Genomic DNA, 25,301 nt, shown 5'->3' with positions numbered 1-25,301 from the left:
GCGGCGAGGTAATCGATCATGGCCCTCTACCTGCCCTCTGAACTCGAATGGCTGGGCTGGCTCGTCGGGATGGAATGGCCCGAGGGCAACGAAGACCAGATGTGGGATCTGGCCGGCTACTGGAAGAAGACCGCCGAAGGTCTGCGCAACCAGGTTTCGGGTATCGACGCGGCCAAATCCGCCACGCTGGCCGCGTATATCGACGGGGACGGCCGCGACGCCATGGCCAAGACCTTCGACCTGCTGGCCGGTGTCGGCGGGAAGCAGGACGGCAACACCTCGATCCTGGATCTGGCGGAGTATTTCGATCAGATCGGTGATTCGGTGCACGACACCGGAACCGAGATCGAGTCGACCAAGCTCATGTTCTATTCGTCGCTGGCGATTCTGGCGATCGAGATAGCGGCCGCCTGGATCTTCCCGCCCACCGCCCCGGCGGAGGAGGCGGCCGCGGTCGCCACCACGCGCTTCGCGGTGCGCATGATCGTCAAGCGGGCGCTCACCGCCATCGAGGAGTATGTCGGCAAGCTGATCGGCTCGACGCTGGCGAAATTCGTGGTGCGGCACTTCGTGCTGGACGCCGGGCTGGGCATGCTGCAGGAAGCGGGCATCGAGGCGTACCAGGTGGCGGCCGGGCATCGCAGCGGCATGGACTGGGGCAGGATCGGCGTCACCGGAATCAGCGCCGGTGTCGGCGGCCTGGTGGGCGGCAAGGCCGGCGAAATGATCGGCGGCGCACTGGGCAAGACCGAGCTGAACCACTTCCTGCAGGCCGGTATCACCGGTGCCGGCGCCGGATTGGCCGGTGCGGGAGCGGGGTTCCTCGCCGGGACGGGCGCGCAGTTCGGGCTGGACGTGGTCAACCACGGGTGGGGCGACGCCTGGAAGAACATGGGCAACGCGTTCACCAACTTCGACCCCCGCATGCTCACCGCGGGTGTGTCCAATGGCGGCCTGTCCGGCCTGAATCACGGTGCCGCGCAAGGCTTCCACGAACGTGTCGCGGCCTGGAAGGCGGGCGTTCCCACCGACTTCGCGAATATCGGCGCGCGCCCGGAAGGGAACGGCTTCTCCGGCGACACCGGTCACACCGGCGATACCGGTGGTCCCCAGACCCACGCGGCCGGATTCTCCGGCGACTCGAGCGATCCCACCGCGAACGCGCGTACCAGCGGTGACGGTAGCACCGCACGTCCCGAGGGTGGCGACACCGGCGGCGTCACCACCGACGGCCGGGGCAAGGAGTCCGCCACCCCGACCGACGGGCAGACCGCCGCGGGCGAGCAGAGCCAGACCACCGGCGGCGACCACGGCCAGACCCAGCAGGCCGGGACGCCCACGACCGCGGGCGACACCCACGCGAATCAGCCGCAGGCCAGCACCGGCGAAACCAGCGGCGGGGCAGTCGAATCCGGTGTTCAGGCGGGCAAGCACGAGGCACCCGCACCCGCGTCCGAGCCGACGAACACCTCCGGTTCCGCCCCGCGGGCCACCGGCCCGGCCCCGCAGGCGTCCGGTCCCTCGACGCAGGGCTCCGCCCCGACCCAGTCCGCTCCCGCCGGAGCCGACTCGCGCGGCGCTGCCCCCGCCCCCGCGGAGTCGAAAGCGGCATCGCCTTCCCAGTCCGGCTCGTCTACCGATTCCGGCGCTCGCCAGTCGTCCAGCACAACCTCGGGCCGGTCGGACACGCCCTCTGGCACAACGGATTCCAGCCAGAACGGCGGTGGCGCTGAGCCTTCCGCGAATACCGGTGCGTCGACCGAGTCCGCGCCGTCGGGTGCGAGCGTCCCCGGCGAGCTGCATTCGGCCGCGTCTACCACCACAGATTCCGCTCCCGCCGCCACCGATTCGGCCAACGGCACCTCGAGCCGGGCCGGTGCCGCGGGCCACGATTCCCCCGCGGGCGTATCCAACGGCTCCGCGGCTCGTCCGGACACCCCGATCGCCGCCTCCTCCACCACCGCGGCCCCGACCACGTCCGGCGGATCCACGGCCACCGGCACACCGCAACACGCCGCAGCCGCACCGGAGGCCCGCGGCACCGCGACGGAACAACCCCGAACCGCGGCTCCGGAACAGCCCCGCTCGACACCCGAGGCCCGCCCGGCCACCCCGAGCGCCCGCGCGGCAGACCCGACCGGCGCACGCCCCGACGCCACCGGCACACGTCCCGACGCTCCGCGAGCGGAAAGCACGCGCCCCCAGGCGGGTACGGACCCCCGAGCCACCGCGGCAACCGAGCGCCCCGGCCAGGAACCGACCGCCGCCCGCCCGGACGCCAACGAAACAACCCCCGTCAACGACCGCGAAGCCGCCCCGCCCGAACCCCGCGATCCGGCAACCGGCTCCGAAGAAGCCCCGACCCCGGTCGAATCCGACCAGCCTGCGGGCCAGCGCGATTCGTCTCCCACCGACCGCTCCGAGCAGTCCGCGCCCGAGTCCGCCCAACCCGAGACCCCGGTGGAATCCGAGCCCCGCGCGGGCACGGCCCCCGAACCCACCCCGCACGACGAATCGCAATCGCGCCCGGAATCGGGCGACACCCGAGAACCCGCCAAGGTCGACGATCCGACTGCCGCACAGGACGATCCGTCCGCCGGACACGAAGACCCTGCTGTCAAGCACGACAACCCGGTTGAGCCCAAGGATGCCGAACCTGGTGCGGAGCAACGGAATTCCGGCCGCGACGCCGAGGACCCCGCAGGCGAGCCGCCCCGGTCCACCGACTCCGAGAGTCCGATCGCCACCGATCACGAGCCGTCGCAGCCGCGTCCGGGGCAAGACGAGGTCCCACGCGAATCCACCGAACATCCTGCCGGGCAGGAGGATTCGACCCTCACCGGCGAGGACCGCGCCCGACCAGACGAGTCGGACACCTCGAACGACCGCCCAGACACCACGGCCAATCGCCCCGACTCCACTATCGACCGCGGCGAGTCCGCCTCCGACGTCGCCGAGCCCGCCGCCGATCGGAGCGAATCCGGGGCGGATCGCGGTGGGTCCACCGATATTCGGCCGGAACAGGCTGAGCCAGTTCACGATTCGTTCGAGGCGAAGAAGCCCGCAGAGCATCCCGGTGATACCGCCGAGCCCCCGCGCCCGGCGGATGCGCGCCCCGAATCCGAGTCGTCGGCGGGGGAGCAGCCGCACGACCGTGAGCGGGATGAGCAGTCGCGGCGCGATGAGCCCACCGATGGCCTGCTGGTCGCGCCGATTCCGTTGGGCGATCGCGCGGTTCCCCGCGCCGCCGAGCACGAACCCCGGCGTGGTCCGGAGGGTGAGCGCACGCAGGAGCCCATTACGGGCGAGCGCACCGCCGATCCCCGTGAGCCCGCCGAAGCGCCGAGGGAGGACCGCACCGGTCTGCCCGAGCGCGGCGACGGCGCGGTGGAGCACCCCGGCGCTCTGGACGAGCCCGCCGATACCGCCGGCGCGCACCATGATTCGAATGAGCCGGTGCTGGAGGAGTCCGCGCCGGAGGAGCCGCAGCGCGGCAACTGCGGTGTCATGTCGCTGGAGCTGCTGAAGGAGCTGACCGGCAACGACTCGATCCGCGTGCCCGAGCACGAGATCGGGCCGGAGGGTATTTCCGCCAAGCAGCTGGTGGCCGCGGCGGGCGGCAAGCTGGTCACCTTCGACGGCCACGACGCCATCGCCGACCGCCTACGCGAACTGGGCCCCGGCTCCTCGGCCCTGGTGGTCGACCACTACGCCGGTCCCGTCGACGAACACGGCGTCGGCGCACACGCCTACCTGCTGGTCAACGAGGGCGGCAATATCGTCGTCAAGGACCCGGCGGCCGGTCGCGAACACGGCCACCCGCCGATCGTCCCGGTCGAGACCAAGGGCACCCACGCGATCCTCTTCAAGGCCGACGGCACCGCCCACGATCCTCTCAGCCTGCGCACCCGCCACAACCTCGACGCCAAGTTCGCAGCTCATCCCAAGCCTGAAACCGCCGCCACCACAACGGATTCCGAGGGCGCGAAAGCCAAGCCGTCCGGTGACGAGGAACATGGCGGGATCAACCACGAGCCCGACCACACCGCCGCGGGCGAGCACGAGCACGAGCCGCGCAAGGCGCCATCGGCCGGTGAGAAGCTCGAGCATCCGGTCACGCTGACCGATGAGGTCTCCGATCCCGGTCGCCCGCAGCACATCGACGATCCCGATTACCACGATGACAAGACGCGCGGCGCGATCGTGGAGGAGATCGACCCGAACGGCCCGCGAGTCCACAAGGACGAGAACGGTCTGATCCGCTCTATCGACGGCAGACCGGTCCACGACTACGTGGGCGACCTGTCCCGCGCCCGCGCGATCGAGCACGCGGCGACCAAGCAGGCGGGCGAAGGCCCGTGCAGTGCGGTGGCGATCGATCTGCGTACCGGCCTGATCACCGAGGGCATCAACGGCTTCGCGTCCGACGTGATCGATGACGCCCATCTGCATCCGCTGTTGCGCGAGAACTTCCGTGCGCTGGGCGATTACGAGCACCCGGTCATGAAGGCCGAGGGCGAGGTCCTCACCGAGAAGGCCAGGGAGAAGGGCCGCGTCCTCATCGGTGACGATGGCCAGCCGGTCATGCGGGAGGTGAAGTACGAGGGTCGCGCTCACTTCGACGCGCCGCTGCGGCACGCGGAAGTCAAGGCCGTCAACGAACTGTTGTGGGCGCGTCAGCGTGAGCACGAGCAGCAGTGGCGCAATGCTGGCCATGAGGGCGACCCGCCGCCGTTGGGTCGAGAAGTGCTGGGGGAGATGCGTTTCGATCCGCGCTGGCTCCAGGACACCAAGCGTCAGAAGATCGGCGAGCCGGCCGCGGCGTGCGCGAACTGCAGTTCGATGCTGCACGACGTTCCCAGCTACTGCGGTCGAAACGAGTTCGTCCCGCAGGACTATCGCCTCAACGAGCCGGGCGGCACGGTCGCGCCGCATCGCGACCCCGTCGAGATCCCGGGCATCGCCGGTGTGCGCGAGCCCGAGGGCCACGAGTCGTCCGATCATCATCCGCCGCAGGACGACCCGGACCCGGAACATGCCCCGTCCACCGATCACGGTGCGTCCCATGGCGATTCCTGGTCGGGTCTGAGCCGTGACGAGGTCAAGCAGCGACTCGAGGGCGAATTCGGCCTGCATACCCAGGGTTTCGACAACCCGGACCTGCCGCACGAGTACGCCCGCGAGTACGGGCGTGCGGTCGAGGACATGCGGCAGCGGTATCCGGACGCGGAGCTGCGGTCGGTCCAGATCGGCCCGATCCCCGAATCCCCGGATGCCTTCGCGGCCACCTGGCGCGCCAAGGACGCGACCGGGCGGATGAGCGCGGACCGGATCGTGTTCAACGAGCGCTTCGCCACCAATCCGAAGGAGTTCATCGAACGCCTGCAGGCGAAGGTCGACGAGGGCCGGTACGCGCCGGGCATCGCAGAGCGCCCGGTATACGGCGCGATCGTGCACGAATACGGGCACGTGGTGGAGATGAACGGCCAGCGCCTGGCCCGTCATGAGGCGCTGGACGTCCTGATCGGGCACTTCGAGGCCGTCTACGGCACCCGGGACCCGGAGCTGTTCGATCACTGGCTGAGGCAGTTGCCCGGCTACGCCTTCGACGAGCACGGGCACCTCAACCCGCCCGAGGCGCTGGCCGAGGCGTTCCGCGATGTGGAGATGAACGGCCACAACGCGAGCGAACCGGCTCAGGTCCTGCATCAGCTGCTGACCATCAGCAGCGGCGACATCGCGAGCGAGGCCGCCCGCAACCACGGTGTCCCGCTGCGCGAAACCCCCTCGCCCCGAACGGAACCCACGCACGACCAGATGTCGCCGGGCGGCGAGCACCCCGGCGGCGCGGGCGATCCGCACGAATCCCGCACCGCCCCGGGAGCTTCCGACCCCAACGACCACTGGCTCGAGCGCCAGGAGGCCATCCAGGCCGACTGGAGCGCCCGCCAAGAGGTCGAGCACGCCGCCTGGCTGCGTGAACAGGCCGAGCACTATCCCCCCGGCAGCCTCGATCGCCGCCTCGCGGACCTGCGCGCCGAGCACGCCGAGGCGCTGGCCCGCATCGCCCGCGATCGCGCGGACTACCTCTGGGAGGCCGCGGGCGGCCGCGACGAGAACGCCTCGCGCGCCTGGACCGCCGACCTCGACCACGACCCGACCGCCGAGCCCGGCCACGAGTCCACCGCCGAGTCCCCCACCGTCGAACCGCAGGCGAGCACCGCCGAGGTCGCCGTGTCGGAGGCGCCCACCGAGACGACTCCGGTCCGCGAGGCCGACCCCGCCACCCCGGCGGCACCCGTCGATCCGGTCCAGGCCGCACCGTCGCTGCGGGCGGCGGCCGACCACCTCGGCCGCTCCGAGGCGATCCCCGGTCCACGCGAACGCGGTGCCACGGAACAGGCTTACGCCCGCCGCCTGTCGGAGGCACTCGGCCTGGAGGAGGCCATCGGTCCGCAGGACCGCCAGGCCGCCTTCCGCGATGTCGCCGAGAACGCCCGCGCCCGTGGCCGTTTCGGCGATCCGGAGGGCAATGTCGCGCCGCGCCCGATGCGCCCGGAGGACTACGGACGCCTGACCGACGACGAGCGCAACACGACCGTGCGCACCGAGCCGGACCCCGGCGAAACAACGCACGCCCCCGGCGAGACCCCGCGTCGCCTGCCCCTGGAACCCTGGTCGGACACGAATCGTGGTGCGGCACACGACGAGCCGCGTGCCATGACCCTGGACGAGCTGCGCCAGCGGCTGGCCGAGGAACTGGGCCTGCGGCCGGAGGACATCCGCCCGGAAAACCTGCCCGAGGTGGCGGGCGAACTGCAGTACCGGAACCTGTTGCGGGCCGGTGCGATCGAAGCTCTCCACGATGCCGTCGACCGGCACGCGCGAGCCGCCACCCCGGAGGATCGCGCCCGCGCCGCCCGGGTCCGCGACGAGTGGGCCCGCCTGCTGGGGGTCGATCCGGAGCGGGTGCGGCCCGCGCACGCCGAGCACACCCTGGCCGAGCTGCGGGCCGAAACCCTGCGTCGCGCTTCGGATGTCGCGGACCTGGTGGCCGCCACGCACGCCACGCCCGACCCCGCCGAGGGACGTCACCTGGTCCTGCAGGCCGACGGTGACCGGGTGCACGTGAAGGTCACCGAGAATCCGGACGGCTCGCCCCGCGTCGAGGTGACCTCGCGCCCCGACCTGCCCGCACCGCCGCCGGAGCCCGAACCCGAGCCCAAGCGTCCGGGTCTGCTGCGCCGGCTGCGAGATCGCCTCTTCGCCGGATTCCAGTCGCACTACCCTGGTTATCCGGCGGGTTCGGGTCTCGACGACGGCCAGGGCAAGCTGGTCAGTTTCGTCGGCCATGCGCTCGAGCACCTCGGCATCGGGGACGGACTGCACTGGGACGCCATCGGGGACCCGAGCCCGTTCGGTATCACCCGCCAGGTCATCTTGCTGCTCAAGGAACGCGAGCGCTTCTGGCTCAAGTTCGGCACCAACAAGATCGCCGACATCTCCTCGGACGTGGTGCCCATGCCCACCCGCCGCGGCGAGTACGAGCCATGGTTCTCCGAGGCCGATCCCGTGCTGCGCGCCGAGGTCGAGGAGAGCCTGCGGATGGCGGGACTGCCGACCGAGGAAGACTACCTGCGCGAGCGCGCGCAGCATCCGCCCGAGCCGCAGCCGGAACGCCCGACCCTGGACGGTCCGCCCGAACGGACCTGGGGCACTACGGTTCCCGAGCCGGTGGTGCACGCCCTCGAGGCCCGCGATGCCGCGCTGACCGAGCTGGTGCACCAGGCCGTGCGGCACGATATCGAGGTCTCGAGCACCGACCCGGCCGCCCTGCGCGGCGCGGTGGACAACGCCGCCTACCGGCTCATGCGCCGCGCCGGTGCCATCGAGGCGCTGCGCGACGTCGCCGAGCGCTTCAACCTGCAATCCGAGCTGGTGCCGCCGCGGCCGGTGGCCATCAATGACAAGGATCCGCTCGGCCGCTATCTGCGCGATTTCCGCGAGGCCGAAGAACTCCGCATTCAGCAGGAACGGGCCGATGCCCGTCGGCAGCGCGCGGGCGCGGACCCCGACGACCCCGCGCTGGAATTCCGCCCGCGCGAGCCGCGGCCGACCGCCCTGGACTATGTCGGTGTCAACAATGGCGGCGAGGGCCCGCGTCACTTCGAAGACCCGGATCCCACCCGGCCGGAGCGCGAACAGGGCCCGGTGTTCAACGATGCCCTGCGGCGGGATCAGGTCGCCGAGGAGCGCTCGAATTGGGCGCAGCTGCTCGGGGTCGGCCTGGACGAACTGACTCCCGAGCGACTCGCGCACACCATCGCCGACCTGCGCATGCAGGTCCGCGACGAGGCCGACCACCTGGCCGAATTCTCCGGCGCGGTCGACGATTTCCTGCACGCCGACACCGTGGCCCGTGATCACGGCCGCCAACTCGCCGATCGCACCGCGCACGTCTGGATGGACAGCGAGGGCGGCGCGATGCTGGCACCCGGCATCGGGATCCGGCCGGGCGACCACGTGGGCGACCCGCCCCGGCTCGTGGTGATCGGCGTGGAGGGCGAGCACATCGGCCGCCTGGCCGACTACCTCGCGGACCACCCCGAGGTGGGTGGAATGCTCAATCGCGGTGAGCTGCAACTGGATCCGCGCACGGTCGAGCTGAACTCCGACGGCGATGTGCACGTCGTGGCGTCGAAGACGGTGCCGGAGGTTCGTTTCCACGACCTCGACGTGAACGGCGAGCATGCCCCGGTCCTCATGGTGCGCGAGGGCGATGCGGAATGGCAGGTGGTGCAACCGGAGTCGGCGCACGCGCCCGCTCCGGAATCCGCCCCGCACGAACCCGAGGCGAGCGCGCCGCGCGACCCCGAGGTGGTGCGCGCCGAACGCAAACAGCTGGCGGATCAGCTGTCGGTCGAGACGACGGATCTGAGCCCGGATCGCATCGACGCCACCATCAAGGCGCTGCGCCAGGACAACGCGCTGCGGGCCGCGCAGATCGAGGGCATGGCGGACTACATCCGCACCAGCGACGCCATCGAGAATTTCCACGAACTGAACCGGGTGCTCGGCAACCTCGCGCACCGCCTCGGCGTGGAGCCCCACGAGCTGACGCCGGAGGGCTTGGCCCGGGCCATGACCGACCCCTCGGTGAAGCGGGCCCTGCGCAAACAGATCGCCGATGACCTGCTCGACTACGCGAAACTGGTGCGCGACAACGTCGATCCCAAGGGCGCACCGGACGGTGGCCGGTCCAAGGCCGTGCTGGAGGCCCGGGACCGGCTGGCGCGGCGGATGGGTGTCGAGCCGGAGGCGCTCTACGCCTCCAAGCATGTCGTGGACGACGACAAGCGTGAGGTCGTCGGATACGGGCCGGATCCGGAGAGCCTGAAGCGGAACAAGCTGTTGCGCGCGGTCAACGACATCCTGTCCAGGTCGCAACAGGATCCGCACCTGCTGGCGGCGCTCGCCGAATACACGCGCACCGTGGGCGAACTCGACCCCCACCACGACGGTCTGCGCTTCGACCCCCGCAATGATCCGCGGGTCGCCGACGGCGAGCTGCCGATCCACGATCCCGACGCGCCCGCGCTGCTGCACCGCCTGCTGAACGACGCCATCGGTGAGCCACCGCTTTCCGATATTCCGCAGGGGGCGGAAGGAGTGTGGTCGCGCCTGCTGGGCGTGGATGTCCACGATATCGGCCGCACCGTGGAGCTGTATCGCGAGCACCTGACCGAACTGCACGATCGGCTTTCGCCGGAAGAGCTGGAGCGGGTGCTGCACACCCGGCAGGACCGCAATGCGGCGGCCGCTTACCAGGAATACGTCGACAACCTGGGACCCGATCGGACACCGCTCACCTCGGACGAACTGTCGAAGGTGGTCGAACGGGTGCGCTGGGCCCGGTCCGCCCAGGTCTACGAGGTGTACCGAGACGGCAAGATCGAGCAGCACGAGCGGCCGAAGCCGGAGGAGCTGGCCGACCTGGTGAGCGGCATGCGGGACGAGATCGCCGCCCGCGAGGCCGATATCGACGCGCTGGCCCGCTTGGCGGCCGAGTACAACGCGCTGACCACGCCGGTGGAACCCGCACCGCCGCAACGGAGTCCGCGCGAGGTGGCCGCCGATCTCGCGGAGGCCCGCCATCAGCTGGACCTGGCCCGCGACGGCAGGGACTACGCGACCGGCCGGATGTATCTCGAGCACAACCGCCCGCTCCGCGAGAGCGACCTGACCCCCGAGCGGCTTGCGGGCACGGCCGACTACCTGGCCACCCGTTCCCGCGAGGAGGGGGGCACGCTGCCGAACTCCGAGCAGCGCATCGAGGATCTGCGGACGGCGGCCGAGCAGTACAACCGGGCCGAGGCGCGGGTGCGCGACCTCGAGGCCGAACTGCACGCGGCGACCGAGGCCGCGGCGGGCCCGCTGGACACCCCGGTCGATGTGTGGCGGCGCGAAGTCGACAGCGCGCGAGCCGATCTGGAGGCGGCGGTGGCGGCCTCCCCGGCGAACTGGCCCGCGGATCTGGACCGCGTGGTCGAGCAGGTCGACCGGCTCTCGCGCATGCCGCTGGAGTCCGGCGATATCTGGACCGACGAACTGGTGCCGGTCCGCGATGCCGCGCAGCGCTATCAGTCCGCGCTCGAATCCCTGGATCACGCCGAATCGAACCTGGTGGACGCCTATCACGCCGAGGAGTCCCCGCGGGAGCGGGCCGAGCGCGAACTGCGCTACGCCCGCCAGGAAGAGTCGCTGGCCGAGATACGCCGCAATATCGCCAAGATCGGATTGCCGGTCTCCGACGCCGATCTCACCCGCTCGTGGGCGGCCGACACCCGCGCCGAATTCGCCGACACCCCGCGCGAGAACCTGACGCCGCAGCAGCGCGGTCTGCTCGAACTGGCCGATGCCATCGACCAGCACCTCGACGCGCAGAACCGCGTGACGCGCTGGGAAACCGAACTCGACCACCTCGACACCGACGCCCGCATTGCCGCCGACACCCCGGCCGCGGCGGCGGCGCGCGCCGTCGACAACGCCCACGACGCGCTGCGCGAGGCCATTACCGACTTCAACCGCCAAACCGGCATGCACGCGGACGAATCCGATCTCACCGGCGAGAACTACCGTGCCGCCCTGGCGGATCTGGGCGGCACCACCATCCGCGAGTACAGCGGGGATCCCGCCGCGGCCTTCGAGCGGCTGGCCGATGCCACCGAAAACCTGCATCGCGCACGCGAACTCGCCGACTGGGTGAATGAGCACGGCCCGGAAGAACATCCATCGGCCGCCGTCGAGTCGGACCCGATCGTTAGCGAGACGGATCCGGTGGCTACCGAGACGCCCGGTGAGGAAGGCCCCGAGGAAGGTCGCAACGGCCCCGATCCGGACGACCCCTCCGGCACCGACCCGGCCAAGCCCGGTGGACCGGCCAAGCCCGGCGGCGACCCCCACCCGGCGGCGGCCGCGGATCCGGCGACAGCGGATCCGGCAACCGTGGACCCGGCTGCCGCACAGCCGGTTTCGAATCACACCGCCGAGTGGGAGCCGCTCGGTCCACCCGAGGAGCACATTCCCGGCGACGCGCAGCACGCCTCGGCCATCCGGGCCTTCGCGGATGCCGGGCAACGGGCGCACGAGCGCGCGGAGGCAGCCCGCGCCCGAATGGACGACGTGGCACGGGAACTGGGCCTGGACCCCACCGGCCGCTCGGCCAAGGACCTGGAGCGCGCGGTCGAGGACGCGCTGGCCGCGGAGGCCGCGCGCCTGGACGAGGTGATGAACCGGGAGAACATCCCCAAGCACCAGATGTCGGATTACTTCTACGAACGCGACGCGGCCATCGCGCGTTCGGACGAACTCTCGCAGCTGCGCAAGGCCGCCACCACCGCCTTCCGCGAACACCATCAGCAGACCGAGCGCTATCTCAAGGCGCGCGAGCTGGTCCACGAGAACGCGGTGAACTCGGTGCTCGCCGATCTCACCGACCGCCCGGTGCGCCCCGGGGTCGGCATCGGCGGCGATCCGGCGACGGTGCACGTGGTCAGCGCGCTGCCGGATCACGGCCGCATCCTCGGCGAGAAGGTGCGCGCGCAGCTCGAAAGCCAGGGCACCCCGGTCGAGTACCGCCGCGTCGAAGTGTCGATGGCGGACGGCACCGTCACCGTCCAACGCCTGCGCCCGCCCACCGATCCCGGCGCGACCCACCCGCCGGTCGCTCACGATCCGAATCTGGATGTCCACTCGGCCGCGCACAACAGTGCGACGCCCGATCCCGCCGCGCACGGCGGCGGCGCACAGGATCACGTTCCCGCACCGGATCATCCGTGGTCGCCCGCCCCGGCCGACGAGTGGTCGCGGATGAATCCCGAGCAGATCGCGGACACGCTGCGCCAGCGCTGGGGTCTCGAGGTCGTCGGATTCGACCGCACCGACGTCCACCCGGAGGTGTTGCGCGAGTTCGCGCGCGCCATCGACGATATGAAGTCGCGCTTCCCCGACGCCCCGCTGCGCGAGATCTCGATCGGCAAGATTCCCAACGATCCGGACGACATCGTGTACGCGATGACCCGGGGCAAGCTGGAGAACGGCCGCTACCGTGCCGACCAGCTCATCCTGAACGAGGTCTTCGCCACCGATCCCGAGGAGATGCACCAGTCGGTGCTCGAGGACGAACTCGATGGCGGGCACACGCCGAGATCCGGTATGCGCCCGTTCTATTCGCAGCTCGTCCACGAATTCGGCCACGTGCTCGACTTCGCCGGGCAGGGCCGCGCGCGCCGGGAATTCGACGATGTCCTGTTCGATCACTACTTCGACACCCGCGGCACCGCCGACGGCTATCTGGACTTCGTCCACGAGCTCAGCAAGTACAGCCTGCACGACCCCAACAACAAGGGCTTGCTGGTCTCCAACCCCACCGAGGCGCTGGCCGAGGCGTTCACCGATGTGATCATGAACGGCGACCGCGCCAGCGAACCCGCGCAGGTCGCCTACAAGCTGCTGCTCGAGGCCTACAACGACCAGTACCCGGGCAGCGTGGATCCCACCGAGCTGCCGCCCGCGATGAGTCGGCGGACCACGGGGCTCTCCGGTGACATTCCCGAACCCCCACGGCTGGAACCGATTTCGCCCGACCACGCCGCCGCCCGGGATGTGCTCTACGGAGCCGATCAGCAGCACTATCGCTGGCTCGACCACACCCCGGATCCGGCCGTGAGCCGGGTCGCCGAGGTGCTGTCCACCACCGAGTCCGGCAACGCCGCGCTGGCGAGCCTGCGGGACAAGGGCATTACGCTGCGGGTGGAGGACAGCGGCGGCGGGGCGGTCGCCGGGGACTTCTACGACCCGGTGTCGCGTCAGCTCAATATCGACGCGCATGGCCGGGGTGAACTCGATCAGGCCGCGGCCGTCGTCGCGGCCACCGCGCACCTGGACGCGGAACACGCCGCGACGGTGTCGCCCGAACACGCCGAGCCGGTGTCGCCGGATCGCACGGCCGCCGAATCCTTCGGCCGGGAAGCGGAATTCCTGCGTGAGCTCGAGCGCGCGGGCTACGACCCGTCCGGCGGCACGCTGCGCAACGAGGCCGATGTCGCGTATGGCAACGAGGTGCGCGACACCTACCTGCGCGCCGGCGACGAAGCGGTGCGCGAGGCCCGCGCCGCCGATCCGAACCTGACCCCGGAGGCCGCGCGCGACCTGGCCCGCGAGGCCGGGGTGCGCGCGCTGCTGGCCGACGAACGTTTCGTCGGCCGCACCCGCGAGGACGCGCCCGACGCCCTCGCCGACCACTACGGCCACCTCGAATCCGTCGGTGCGGCAACCGATCCGGTGCATCCCACCGCATCCGCCGAACCGCTCGATCCGGCTCGCGTCGAGACACTGTTGAACGCCGAGGACCACGTCAGCGCGCTGCTCAACGAGACCCACTCGGTGAGTCGCCGGTCATCCCTCGGCGCGTGGGCACTGGAGCTGGTCGACCACCACGGGCTGCGCGTCCGCTACACCGACGATCCGGCCGCCGCCATCACCCGCGGCAGCGACGGCCGCCTGGAATACGGTCCGGCGGCGGGCTACGACCCGGCCACGAATACGCTGGTGCTGCCGCATGATTCGGCTCCGGCGGCCCACGTGGGCGAGCTGATTCGCGCCGCCGCGCAGCTGCACGAGCAGCTCACCACCGCCGAACCGCTGGATCGGCACATCCTCACCCGCGACGACTACGTCCGCGCCCGATTGGCCCGCGAGGCCGAGCACCGCGCGCTGGGCTACGAGGCCGCCCGTCTGCACGACGAAATCCGCACGCAGAGCCGGCCGAAGCGCGCCGCCCGCCCGGTGACCGACCCGCTGGAACGCGCCTACCGACGGGCCCGCGACCACGGCCTGGACACCGCCCGCCGCGCCTTCCGCGGCGACCGCGATGTCACCGACCGCATGCGGAGCGACGCCGCCTACCGCGCGGGCGTCCGCGAGGTCGCCGCGCGCCTGCTCTCCGACGGCCCGCGCGTGGGCGGCCGGGACCTGGCCGCGCACTTCGCCGCGGAATGGGATCGCGCGCACGGCATTCCGGCGGGGGAGGGCCCGCGCGTACCGGGCGAGCACGGCGACAGCCCGGCCGCGGTCGTGCGGCGCGCGCTCGACTACGCCACCGAGATCGAAGAGCTGCGGTCGCTGCGCCAGGAGACCGGCCGTCCGATCCTGGTCGGCCCGGCCGAGCACGCGTACACCGAAGCGCACGACCGCGCCCTGCGTCGCGCGAGCGGCAGCGAGGCGGACCGGATCCGGGCGGCGCGCGACGCCGGGTTCGAGGCCCTGCGCCGCTACTTGCGCAAGACCGGCCTCGACGATGCCGAGACGGCATTCGATGTGGTTCGCGCCCAGGGGCAGCGGGACGACACGCACTGGGGTCACGCACCGCAGCCCGAGTTGCGGACCCCGGCGGAACCGCGCGGCAATTCGGCGGAACCGCACGGCAATCTCACGGAGTCGCACGGTAATTCGGCGGAGCCGCACGGTGATTCTGCGGAGCTGCACAGTGATTCTGCGGAGCCGCACGGCACCGAACCGCATGTGACCGCGTCCGGGCATCCGGACAGCGAGGCGGCGGGCCTCGAATTGTCCAGGCGCGCGGCCGATGCCGAAATGGATCGCTGGGACGATCCGACCCGACTCAGCGACCAGGTGGTGCGCGGCTACAACTTCGGCTCCGGTTCGCCGAAGTTCGTGGTGTTCGCCCCCGAGGGCGGCCACATGGACGCCATGCGCCGCCTGGGCGAGGAGAACCCGAGGCAGCGCGGCCTGGTCGGCAATGCCTGGGCCCACATCGAATACCGCCTGGTGGAACCCGACGGCGAGGGCGGCATCCGCGAGCGCGTGATCCCGGCCCAGGTGGCCGAGGGCAGCATGCGCGAGGCCACCTTCCCCGAGGCGGTCAATCAGATGCTGGCCCACTACCTGCGCTACCGCGCGGAGGGCAAGGTCACCGTCGGCTTCGAGGACTGGCTGCGGCAACTCGACGACCGTTCCTTCCTCACGGTGCGCCGCAATGGTGTTCCGGTGCGCGAGGGCTGGTCGCGCACACCGGTCACGAGACTGGGCGAGCACTTCGTCCACGCCGGGGCGTGGCAGGCCCGCCGGGACTACCGCATCGACTACCCGCACCCGGCCGCGGTCGCCCGCGACATCGGCGCCCGCGCGACGACCCTGCCGCACTACTTCGAGGGCGAGCGGCCCGACGCCCACCGCTACGCTGATCCGGTTCGCTTCGCGCGCACCGCGATTCGCGTCGGCCCGACGGAGCTGCACGTCTGGGTCGAGCACACCACCGAGGGCTATCGCCTCGCCGCCCCCAGCGGCCTCGGCGACGTCGCCGACACCTTGTCGGCACAGTTCGGCCACCTGCGCGCCGACGCGCCCGGGCCCCTGCTCGAGCACATCGCCCGCACCCTCCAGGACGGCACCGTACCGCTCGGCCCCGAGAATCAGTTGCCCCGCAACGGCGTTCGCGGCCTCATCGACCGTGTCGCCGGGCGCACCCCGGAGCCCACTCGAGCGGATCCGGCCATCTTCGAGCGGATGGATCTGGATCTGGATTCGCGCCGCACCGCCCCGCGCGGCCCGGACCCGGTCCCCGAGGGCGAGCACGAGCCCGTACTCGAGTCGACCCCGGAGCCCGAGCAGACGCCGGAGCCCGAGTCGATCCCGGAGTCTGAGTCGACCGCAGAGTCCGAACCCCGCTCCGACGCCGCCGATTTCGACCCGGAGACGTGGTCCGAACGCATGCGCGTCGAGCAGGCCGAATGGGAAGCCCACATGGACGCCGAGCGCGCCCGGTGGCTGCGCGAACAACTCGACGAATCGGAGGGCTCCGACGCTCCCTTCGACCCCGACCGCTGGGCGCAACGCCAGCACGTGGAACAGGCCGAGTGGGACGCCCGAGTGTCGGCCAAGCGCGCCGAATGGCTGCGGCGCATGTTCGACGAATCCCAGGCGTCCGACAATTCCGCGGAGCCGACCGCGAATCCGGACACCGCTGTGCCGAAGCCACACCCGTCCGCGGAACCCGCCGGGTCGGCGACGAACGAGGAATCCGTCGCACCCTCCGACGATCCGGCGGAGCAGCCTGCGAACCTGGTGAAGCAGGCCGACCGCACTGTGCCACAGCCCCATCCGGACCCCGAGGTGGTCGATCCGGCGGTGGACGGTGAACCCGTCGAGCCCGCGGCGGATTCCGAATCCGGGGATTCCTCGGGTCACCCCGAGTCCGAGGATTCCGCGGAACATCCGGATGGTGGGAAGCCCGTGCCGCCCGCGCATTCGGGGGATGGTGCCGACGGCGATGGTCCCGGGGATCCGGCGACATCCGAGGATCGCTGGAAGTGGGATCCGAATTGGCGGTCGCATGTGCCGCATCCGCCGCGGCCGTTCAATCCGACGTTCCCGCAGTACACGCCGCAGCCTTCGCTGCAGCCGTACCCATGGACGCTGCCGCCGGATCAGCAGCCGGGCGATCCGACGGGCCCGAACGGTCCGGGCGGGCCGAATGGTCCGGCGGGACCGGGGAATTACGGGCCGGGTGGGCCCGCCGCGCCGGGTGGCCCCGGCGCGCCCGCGCAGCCGCAGATGCGCGTGCCGCAGCTGCCCGCGCAACCTCAGCTGCCCGCATATCCGCCGGTGGGACAGCAGCCGCCGTGGCAGAACGTGCCGCCGAATGGGCAAGTGCCGCCGTGGGGTTCGTGGCCGCAGCCACAGCAGCCGACGTGGCCGAACGGGCAGTATCCGGGTGGACAGTCCGGCTACCCCAATGGTCAGTCCGGCTACCCCGGCGGTGAGCCGGGTTATCCGAACGGTCAACAGCCCGGGTACCCGAACGGTCAGCAGCCGGGATATCCGAATGGCCAGCAGCCGGGATATCCGAATGGCCAGCAGCCCGGCTACCCGAACGGCCAGCCCGGGTATCCGCAAGGCCAGCAGCCCTATCCGGGTGGTCCCGGAGCGCACGGGTTCGCTCCGCCGTCGACGCCCGAGTCACCCGGCTGGAACGGCGCGCCGGGCAACGGCACCGCCGGCAATGGCGCGGGCGGTTTCCCGGGTGGCCCGATGGGTTCGCCGGGCGCGCCGGGCAGCCCGGCCGGCAATGGCAATTCGCGTTCGGCCAACCGCTTCCCGCGCGCCTCCGCGCCGAGCGACCCGACCCGCGGCATCGTCCTGCGCTCGCATTCGGGTTACGGCGAATTCGCGCTGCTTGACCCACTGAGCGGGGAGCTGCGGTCGGTCGCGTCGGTTCCGGGCGCGCCGACGGGCGTCTACGACACCGTGGACGGCCTGCGGGTCCTGTTCTTCCGCGATCCCGCCCGTGGCCTGGTCGTGCAGGTCGGCGACCAGCGCTTCGACGTGGATCGCCTGGGCGCGGAGGTGTATTGGGAACGCTCCCAGCAGGGCTTCCACCGCCTGCTGGTGGCGGTGTCGGGCACACCGCAGTGCGAGCTGCGCTACAGCGCCCGCCCGGCCGACGCCGACCTCGGCCTGCTCATTCGCGATGTTCTGACCGATCCGGCCCGTCGCGCGGGCATCTTCTGCTGACCAGGGGACTCCGGTGCGCCGATCATGTGAGTTCGCCGATTCTTTCGGCATCGGCCACCGCGCGGTCACGGGAAATGTGTGATGCTGGCTGATGGTCCAAGAGCCGAGGAGGATGCACGTGCGTGGTGGCCGCCCAACCGAGGAGCAATTGCGGCGGACGTTCGAGGCGTCATTGCAGGACGCGGTCTCGGGGCAGGGGATTCGCACCGAGACGGGTTTCGACATGCCAACCGAGAACGCGCTGTGGGAGATCGCGAGTGCGTATCCCGACGTCACCGACGAGCTGATCGAGGCCGCCCGCCGCGCGTTCGCGGGCCAGTTGGACGGCAGCAATGCGCAGCGGTGGCAGGCGGAGTTGGCGCGCAAGATCGCCGAGCGGCAGACCCGGGAACGCTAGCGGCCACGGTCGGCCGAGGAGACGATGACGCGTGACGAATACGCAGGAACCCAGCGCCGAGGCGACCGCCCCGGATTTCGACGGCATGGCCCCGGTCATCGGCGTGGAGGATCCCGAAACGGCCACCACCGCAGCCGATTCCGATCCGGACATCGGCTTCAGCATGGTGGCCCCCGAGCTCGACATCCCGGCCCGCGCCCGCCAGCTGGCCCACCGCATCGCCCAGCAGGTGCGCGATCTGGGTCCGGAGGGCTGGGTGCGGGTACGCGCCGCGTTCGCGCTGACCGTGACCGGTCAGCGCGTCCGTCTGGCCTTCGCCGACGCGGATGAGCGCCAGGCGCTGGTGTCCCCGACCCCGGAAATGCTGACGCTGGTGCGCGAGCACCGGCAACTGTCCGCGGAGCTCGGCGACCCGTGGTGGCGGCTGGAATTGGCGCTCACCGTCGAGGGCGAGCTCGCCGTCGACCACGATTACGGCGACGAGCCCTTCCCCGCCGACCAGCTCTTCCCGCCCGCGGATTACCTGGCCGATCTGGCCGCGCACCCCCGCGAGGAACTGCCCACCTGGCTGGCCGCCTACCTCCGCCACGACGACCGCCAGTCCCGCACTCCGCTGCGGGCCGCCGCCGAGGCCCGAGCCGATCGCGAATCCGGTTATCTCCCGGTGGTTTCCGAGCACGACTTCCCGGATTTCCCGCGACTGTGGTCGCGTTGGGCCGCGATCGCCGCCGCCTTCGTCGCCGTCGGCTCGGACTGGGGTCCGCGCGTGCTGCCGTCCTTCGCCTGGTTCGAGGGCTCGCGCCGTTCGGGTTCCTCGCTCTACATGCTGCCGGGCGGTCGGGCCGTGCTCTCCGGCGGAGTCTGGGGCGCAAAGGAATTGGCGGACGCCTACAACGGTGTCGCGGCCTTCCCGCGCCTGTACGCCGGGGCCCCCGAATGGGTCGCCAGTCCGGTCCTGAACACCCGTGCCAGCGGCGGCATGCTGACCTTCTGCTACTGGTGGGAGCGCGGCCGCTGGTACCGCGGCGAATCCCCGGCCGCCACCGAGCTGGCCGCCGCCGTGCCCGGCATCTGGACCGCGGCCACCACCGCCGGGGTGATCACCGATCTCATCAGCGCCGACCCGTCGGACGAACAGCGTTCCGCGGTGGCCGAATTCGTGGCCGCCGCCGAGCGCCGCGATGTCACGCAGGCCGTGCTGGAGGCGGCCTTCGGGTCGGGTGATCTGGATTCGGCCCACTATCAGCTGGCCATGGCCGGGGTCGCGCGCCTGGGCCCGGAACCGCTGCCGGAGCTCGAGGCGCTCGACGCGGTGCGTCATCACGTGCGCACAGAGGGCATCGACACCGCCGCGTATCCGCTCGATCGGCTTCGGGCCGAACGACTTCCGGTCGGCTGGATGGTCTACGTCCCCGCCGACGCCGAGGAGCCGACGATCGAACGGGCGCTCTACTACGTCGCCGACGACGGGGTGGTGGAGGCGACCACCTCCAGCATGCCCGCGTCGGTCTACCTGCCCGGTCTGGAACGGCGTTTCCGCCAACGGCATTCGCAATGAGCGGGCGTAGTCTTTCGATGCGATGGGTGACTCGAGGAGCGGGGCATGACTGACCAAGTCGACAACCCCTGGGATGATCTTTCCCGGCAGGCACACGGCGGCGGGCTGCAGATCGACGACGGAATCGCCAAGGAGGCAGCGGGTTACGCGGCCGACGTGGTGTACGCACTGCAGCAGGCCAAGAAGAACACCAAGCCGCTGACCGAGTACACCGGCTTCAGCGACAACAACATGCTGCAGTCGGCGCTGAACCTCATGGACCGGTACAAGACGCAGGGCAAGGCCGTCGACGGCATCATCGACCACTACATCACCCTGCTGTCCTCCATGGCCGACACACTGCTCGCGGCGGGCAATACCTACAACCGCACGGATGACCACTCCAAGACCGCGTTCAACGCATTGCTGGCCGCGGCCAAGGACCACGTCACCGTCGTGCCGCTGCCGACCGGGGACACCTCGTTCCCGCAGTGGACCGACACCCCGACCGCGCCGGACGACACCAACTTCGCGCACATGAAGGCCGTCGCGCAGGCCAAGAACGGCCGCTATCCGGACGCGATCGGCAGCGAGGACCCGGGCAGTCACCGGGGCAAGTGGTTCTTCGATGTCCGCGATGGCATCCACGCGGTCGCCGTGACCAATTCCAGCGGTGCGTGGAAGAGCTTGGCGGACACCGTCGATGGCAGTTTCGAAACCCTCACCGAACGCATGAAGCGGATCCAGGAGAGCGGCAGTTGGAGCGGCCACGGCATGGATGCCGCGATGTCCGCCACCGGCCGCTTCGTGGCCGAGGCCTCCGCTTTCACCACGGATCTGCAGGCCATGGCCGAGAGCATCGCGTACTTCGGGAACACCTTGCTGCACACGGTGATCGCGATGGATCTGCCGGCCACCTGGGACCCGTCCTGGGCCAATACCGACACCGAGACCCAATACGCCAATCAGGGCAAGGCCGCCTTCACCTCCTGGTACATCCCGGGCCTGGCCTATGCCAGCACCTCGGTTCCCCAGCTGCACGACCCGACCACGCCGCCCACACAGGACCCCTCGTGGCACCCGCGCAACGACTACCGCGGCAGCGGTCCGGGCGACCGGAGCGGCGGCGGCCCGCACGGATCGATCTCACCCAGCGGTCCCGGTTCCCACGGCGGCTCGGACGGGAAGAAGCCGGGCGGCAAGAACGACCCCAAGGGCGGCCACCCGGGCAAGGACGATCCGCGCGACAAGGGTCACCACGACCCCAAGGACAAGGACGGCAAGGACCACGGCGGCAAGGATCCGAACGGCAAGGATCACGGCGGCAAGGATCCGAACGGTAAGAACCCGGACGGTAAGAACCCCGAGGGCAAGAACCCGAACGGCTCGAATCCCGATGACACGGGCTCGAATTCGTCGAATCAGAATTCCTCGTCGAGCTCCGGTCAGAGTTCCGCGATGTCGGGTCTGCAGAGCGCACTGCAGTCGCTGACCTCCGCGGGGTCGCAAAACACCGACCAGAAGAAGTCGCAGGACCTGAAGGACGCGCTCAAGGATTCCCCGCTGACCAACCTGCTCGACGACCTGAAGAAGCCGCTGGGCGGTTCACCCGGCGGTGGCGGTCCGGGCGGTTCTCCGACCAAGCCGCTCACGGAGGTGGCCAACGCCCGGCTGTTCCCGCGCGCGGCCGTCGCGGAGGTCGCCGAGGGCAGTATCGCGGGCGTCGCGCGGGCCGGAATCGCTTCCGGCAGCGGCACGTCAGGAATGGGCGGCGGTATGGGCGGCATGGGCCACGGCGGCGGCGGTGCGCACGGTGCGCAGGGCAAGGAGCACAAGCGCCCCGACTTCCTGGACTCCAACGAACACCTCGACGAGGCCATGGGCACCGCGCCCATCGTCGCGAAACCCGTGGTGGAGGGCTGAATCGGTGCTTCGAACCTGGAAGTTCACCGACCTCGAGTTCCTGGCGCTGTGGGAGGGTCTGGGCGAGGAGTTCCTCCCGCGCCCGCTGACCTTCACCAGCCGCACCCAGTGGTGGGACGACCATCTGGCGAACATGGCGCGGGCCCGCGAGAGCCTGCGCGCCCGCGAGGACGACGACTACGCCGAGGTGCTGCGCGCCCTGCTCATGCCGGACGTGCGGGTCGAGGTGCACGGCTGGGACGGGCGTGATCGGCTCTCGGCCTCGGCCAGCATCCGCCTGCTCGGGGTCCGCTCGGGTGAGGCCGGTTATCTGCTGGTGCAGCATCCGGGCGAAACCTACGCGCACAGCAGCGGTTTCACGCTCTCGGAGTTCTATGCCGAGGCGCTGGCCGAGCGGATGGTGGCGGAACTGCCGGACACCCCGGTGGGTCGTGACTTCCCGGGCGGGCCGGGCGGCGATCTGGTGCTCGCCGAGACCGAGGACGTCGAGGACACCGACTACGAGTTCGGTCTCTCGCCCGCGCACGAGACCCTGGAGGGGACGGTCGTCACCCGGGCCGCCGACTTCCTGGCCGCCCCGGCCGAGAGCATGGGCACCATCGATGTGGTGCAGGGCCGTTCGCGTTTCGGCCCGCGCGGCATCGCCCGGTACCGGCTGGGGTGGCGCGACCTCGAGAACGACGGCCGCTACGTGGTCACCGGCGAGCATCCCCCGGTGGCCGCCGCCGCCGACCGCCGTCGCATGGTCGCCGTCCTCGAGACCCATATCGCCGAGGTGGTGCAGGTGATGGCCGATGAGTGAAGGGAACGCGCCCATGGATTCCGCTCCGGACTTCCCGACCGAGTTCACGCTGTCCTCGCGCACCGGCGCGATCGTGGTGACCACGACCGAAGCCGGTCTGCCCCGGGCGATTTCGGTCGATCGCGCCCGCCTGCGCGAGGACCCCGAACTGTTGGCGGCCGAGATTCTGCGCCTGTGCCACCAATCCGCGGCCCGCGCCGGGATCGAGCGGCGCGCGCAGTTGCAGGCGGCCGGGTTGTCGTCGGAGCTGCTGGCGCTGACCGGACTGCCGACCGCCGAGGACGTGACCCGCCAGGAATACCTCGAGGAACAGGAATACGAGACCGAACCGGAGAGCTGGCTGCGGCCGATCTGAGCCGTTATCACATCCACGACCCGCCGGTGAGATCAAATATCCTGTGCGCCAACATCATCCGGGCGGCCGGGTAACCTGCGCAATACCTGACGTTCACCTGGCTTTTCGTCAGTTTGTGCGCTCTTCGCTGTACCTGGTGAATATCCGATCTGTATAGTTCGATTCGATATGATCTTCCTGATGGGGGTGTCATGACCAACCTCGTTGCCACACCGGACGCGATTCGCGCTTACGGAGACGCTTCGGCCGCCATGGCCAGTGCGGTGGCCAGCGCCGCCGCTGTCGATCAGGTCGCCACGGTCGCCGGTCTCGTGCCGGTCTTCGGTCTGATCGGTCAGGACTTCCTGTTGAGTTACGCGGGCGCGCAGGGCAATCACCTGTCCTCGGTGGCCGAGCTGGCCGCCGTGCACGCGGGCACCGCGGTCACCGCCCACGAGGCGGCGGCGGGATACCAGGCCACCGACGAGGCCTCGGGCGTCGACTTCCTCTCCTTGTCGCGAGACCTGTGAGTACTCCGCTCGACGGCTCGACCGGGGCGGTCCAGGCCACGCCCCTCGCGGCCACCGGCCAGTCGGTGGCGGATGTCTTGCGCGACACCGACTTCGCCCCGCTGCTGAACAGTCCGGTGGGCGATGTGCTGCAGACGCTGGGCCTGCCCGCGCTGCCGCAGCTGCCGTCCGTGCCGCCGCTGCCCGACATGCCGCCGCTGCCCACCCTGGATCTGACCGCGCTCACCAAGCCGCTCACCGATCTGGCCTCCGCGTTCGGTACCGGGCAGCTGGGCCAAGGGCTGGACGCGTCGAAGGTGCTCTCGGGTGTGTCGAGCGCGCTGCAGCAGGTGATGTCGATCGCGCAGTCGGTCATGTCGCTGGCGGGTTCGAACTCCTGGCAGGGCTCGGGTGCGACGGGTGCGGCCGAGAAGGGCGCGGCGGCGCAGACCAATGCCATGGAGCTGGAAGGCCAGAACCTGCACCAGAAGACGGTGATGGCGGGTGCCGCCACCTCGGTGGCCACCGGTGCGGCCATGATGTCGGCCATCATCACCAAGTTCGTCACCGGCGTCACGATCGCCGCACCGTTCATCGGCACCCCGCCCGGGCAGGCCTTCCTGCTGTCGCTGGCCACCGAGACCGCGGCCGAGGCGACCGCGACGGTCGCCAAGACGCGCACCGAGATGACGGTGCACAGCGCCAATATGACCACCGCCGGACAGAAGGTGAAGATCACCGACGCCCCGAAGGGCGTGGACTCGCTGTCCCAGGTGACGCAGCTGCTGAGCGCGATCTCGCCGCTGAGCAGCGTCGCCAGCCAGGGTGTGCAGCAGCTGCAGCAGTTGCAGTCGATCAGCCAGACCTCGGTGGACGACCCGGCCCCCGAGGCGGAACCGGTTGCCGCCAAGACGGATTCCTCCGGGCTCGGCGGCGGTCTCGCCCCGATGGGTGGGCTGGGCGGCGTGAGCGCGCCCTCGACGCCGCTCGGCCAGGCCAGCCCCCGCACCATGAGCTCGACCACCACAACGCCCGCGCCCGCCCCCGTGCCGATGTCGGCCACCGGCGGCGTCGGCATGGGCGGCGGCATGGTGCCGCCGATGGGAGCGGCAGCGGGCGCGTCCGCCGCGGCCGGTGACGCCGACGAGGAAGTGCGCACCAACATGGTCACCGCCGAGCACGGCGACGAAGTCGTCGGCGAACTGGGCTACACCGGCGTGCCGGTGGTCGGCGCGGTCGGCACCACCGGCCCGCGCCCGGCACAGTGAGCGAAACCCGTTCGATGCCAAGCCGGCTGACGCGATAAGATGCGCTGAAAGGGAGGGATGATGACCGAATTCAACCTGCGCGGTGTACGTTTCGACGCCGATACGGTACTGGCCGCCGCCGCCGACCTCGAGGCCATGGCCGATCGCCTGGAGTCCGCCCTCGGCGCGGACGGCGAAGCCCTGGCCGTCCCCGCCGCCGGATCCGACAAGGTATCCCTGGCCGCCGCCGACACCCTCACCGCGGTAGGCGCGTCCTTCGTCTCCCAAACCACCTCGGGCGTGGACGAACTCCGCAAGCTCGCCGCCGTCGTCCGCAGCCAGGCCCACACCTTCGGCCAGGTCGAATCCGCCAACGCGGTGGACTTCACCAACCTCTGATCCGCAGATCCCTTGGGCGGGAGCCGAATTCCACTCCCGCCCTCTCACGGGCCTCACCCT

Annotated in this window: 9 protein-coding genes; all 9 read left to right on the top strand. The window is 70.8% G+C overall.

The features are described from left to right. Window positions 1-18 precede the first annotated feature (18 nt). The 9 genes from VMT65_RS18550 (at window position 19) to VMT65_RS18510 (ending at window position 25,241) form a co-directional block, all read left to right on the top strand. Window positions 19-18,093 (top strand): WXG100-like domain-containing protein, encoded by an 18,075-nt coding sequence (locus VMT65_RS18550; RefSeq protein ID WP_326309537.1) that lies wholly within the window; start codon window positions 19-21, stop codon window positions 18,091-18,093. Window positions 18,094-18,211: 118 nt separating this feature from the next. Next, window positions 18,212-18,490 carry a hypothetical protein gene (locus tag VMT65_RS18545; protein WP_326309536.1) on the top strand — a complete coding sequence of 93 codons (279 nt, stop codon included), beginning with the start codon at window positions 18,212-18,214 and terminating at the stop codon, window positions 18,488-18,490. Between the two features lie 31 nt (window positions 18,491-18,521). Then, on the top strand, window positions 18,522-20,048 hold the full coding sequence (locus VMT65_RS18540) for a hypothetical protein (protein WP_326309535.1): 1,527 nt from the start codon (window positions 18,522-18,524) through the stop codon (window positions 20,046-20,048). A 45-nt stretch (window positions 20,049-20,093) separates the two neighbouring features. Then, on the top strand, window positions 20,094-21,950 hold the full coding sequence (locus VMT65_RS18535; RefSeq protein ID WP_326309534.1) for a hypothetical protein: 1,857 nt from the start codon (window positions 20,094-20,096) through the stop codon (window positions 21,948-21,950). Between the two features lie 4 nt (window positions 21,951-21,954). Further along, window positions 21,955-22,752, top strand: a complete 798-nt coding sequence (locus tag VMT65_RS18530; RefSeq protein ID WP_326309532.1) for an ESX secretion-associated protein EspG — start codon at window positions 21,955-21,957, stop codon at window positions 22,750-22,752. After that, the gene (locus tag VMT65_RS18525; protein ID WP_326309531.1) at window positions 22,745-23,107 is read left to right on the top strand and encodes a hypothetical protein; all 363 of its coding nucleotides are present in this window, start codon (window positions 22,745-22,747) and stop codon (window positions 23,105-23,107) included. Before VMT65_RS18530 ends, VMT65_RS18525 begins: the two co-directional genes overlap by 8 nt. 191 nt (window positions 23,108-23,298) lie before the next feature. Continuing rightward, a complete protein-coding gene (locus VMT65_RS18520) occupies window positions 23,299-23,616 on the top strand; it encodes a type VII secretion target (protein ID WP_326309530.1) in 318 nt (105 codons plus the stop codon). Further along, on the top strand, window positions 23,613-24,863 hold the full coding sequence (locus VMT65_RS18515) for a hypothetical protein (protein WP_326309529.1): 1,251 nt from the start codon (window positions 23,613-23,615) through the stop codon (window positions 24,861-24,863). Before VMT65_RS18520 ends, VMT65_RS18515 begins: the two co-directional genes overlap by 4 nt. Before the next feature lie 60 nt (window positions 24,864-24,923). Beyond that, window positions 24,924-25,241, top strand: a complete 318-nt coding sequence (locus VMT65_RS18510; protein ID WP_326309528.1) for a PE family protein — start codon at window positions 24,924-24,926, stop codon at window positions 25,239-25,241. Window positions 25,242-25,301: the final 60 nt, after the last annotated feature.

This window comes from Nocardia sp. CDC153, assembly GCF_035818515.1.
GTDB lineage: Bacteria > Actinomycetota > Actinomycetes > Mycobacteriales > Mycobacteriaceae > Nocardia.
Note: the sequence above shows the minus strand (reverse complement) of the source record. Positions and strands in the feature narration are given on the sequence as shown.

Excerpts from the sequence above, each read along its gene's own strand:
- VMT65_RS18550 (WP_326309537.1), top strand. The coding sequence starts at position 19 with ATGGCCCTCTACCTGCCCTCTGAACTCGAATGGCTGGGCTGGCTCGTC.
- VMT65_RS18535 (WP_326309534.1), top strand. The coding sequence starts at position 20,094 with ATGACTGACCAAGTCGACAACCCCTGGGATGATCTTTCCCGGCAGGCA.
- VMT65_RS18525 (WP_326309531.1), top strand. The coding sequence starts at position 22,745 with ATGAGTGAAGGGAACGCGCCCATGGATTCCGCTCCGGACTTCCCGACC.
- VMT65_RS18520 (WP_326309530.1), top strand. The coding sequence starts at position 23,299 with ATGACCAACCTCGTTGCCACACCGGACGCGATTCGCGCTTACGGAGAC.
- VMT65_RS18510 (WP_326309528.1), top strand. The coding sequence starts at position 24,924 with ATGACCGAATTCAACCTGCGCGGTGTACGTTTCGACGCCGATACGGTA.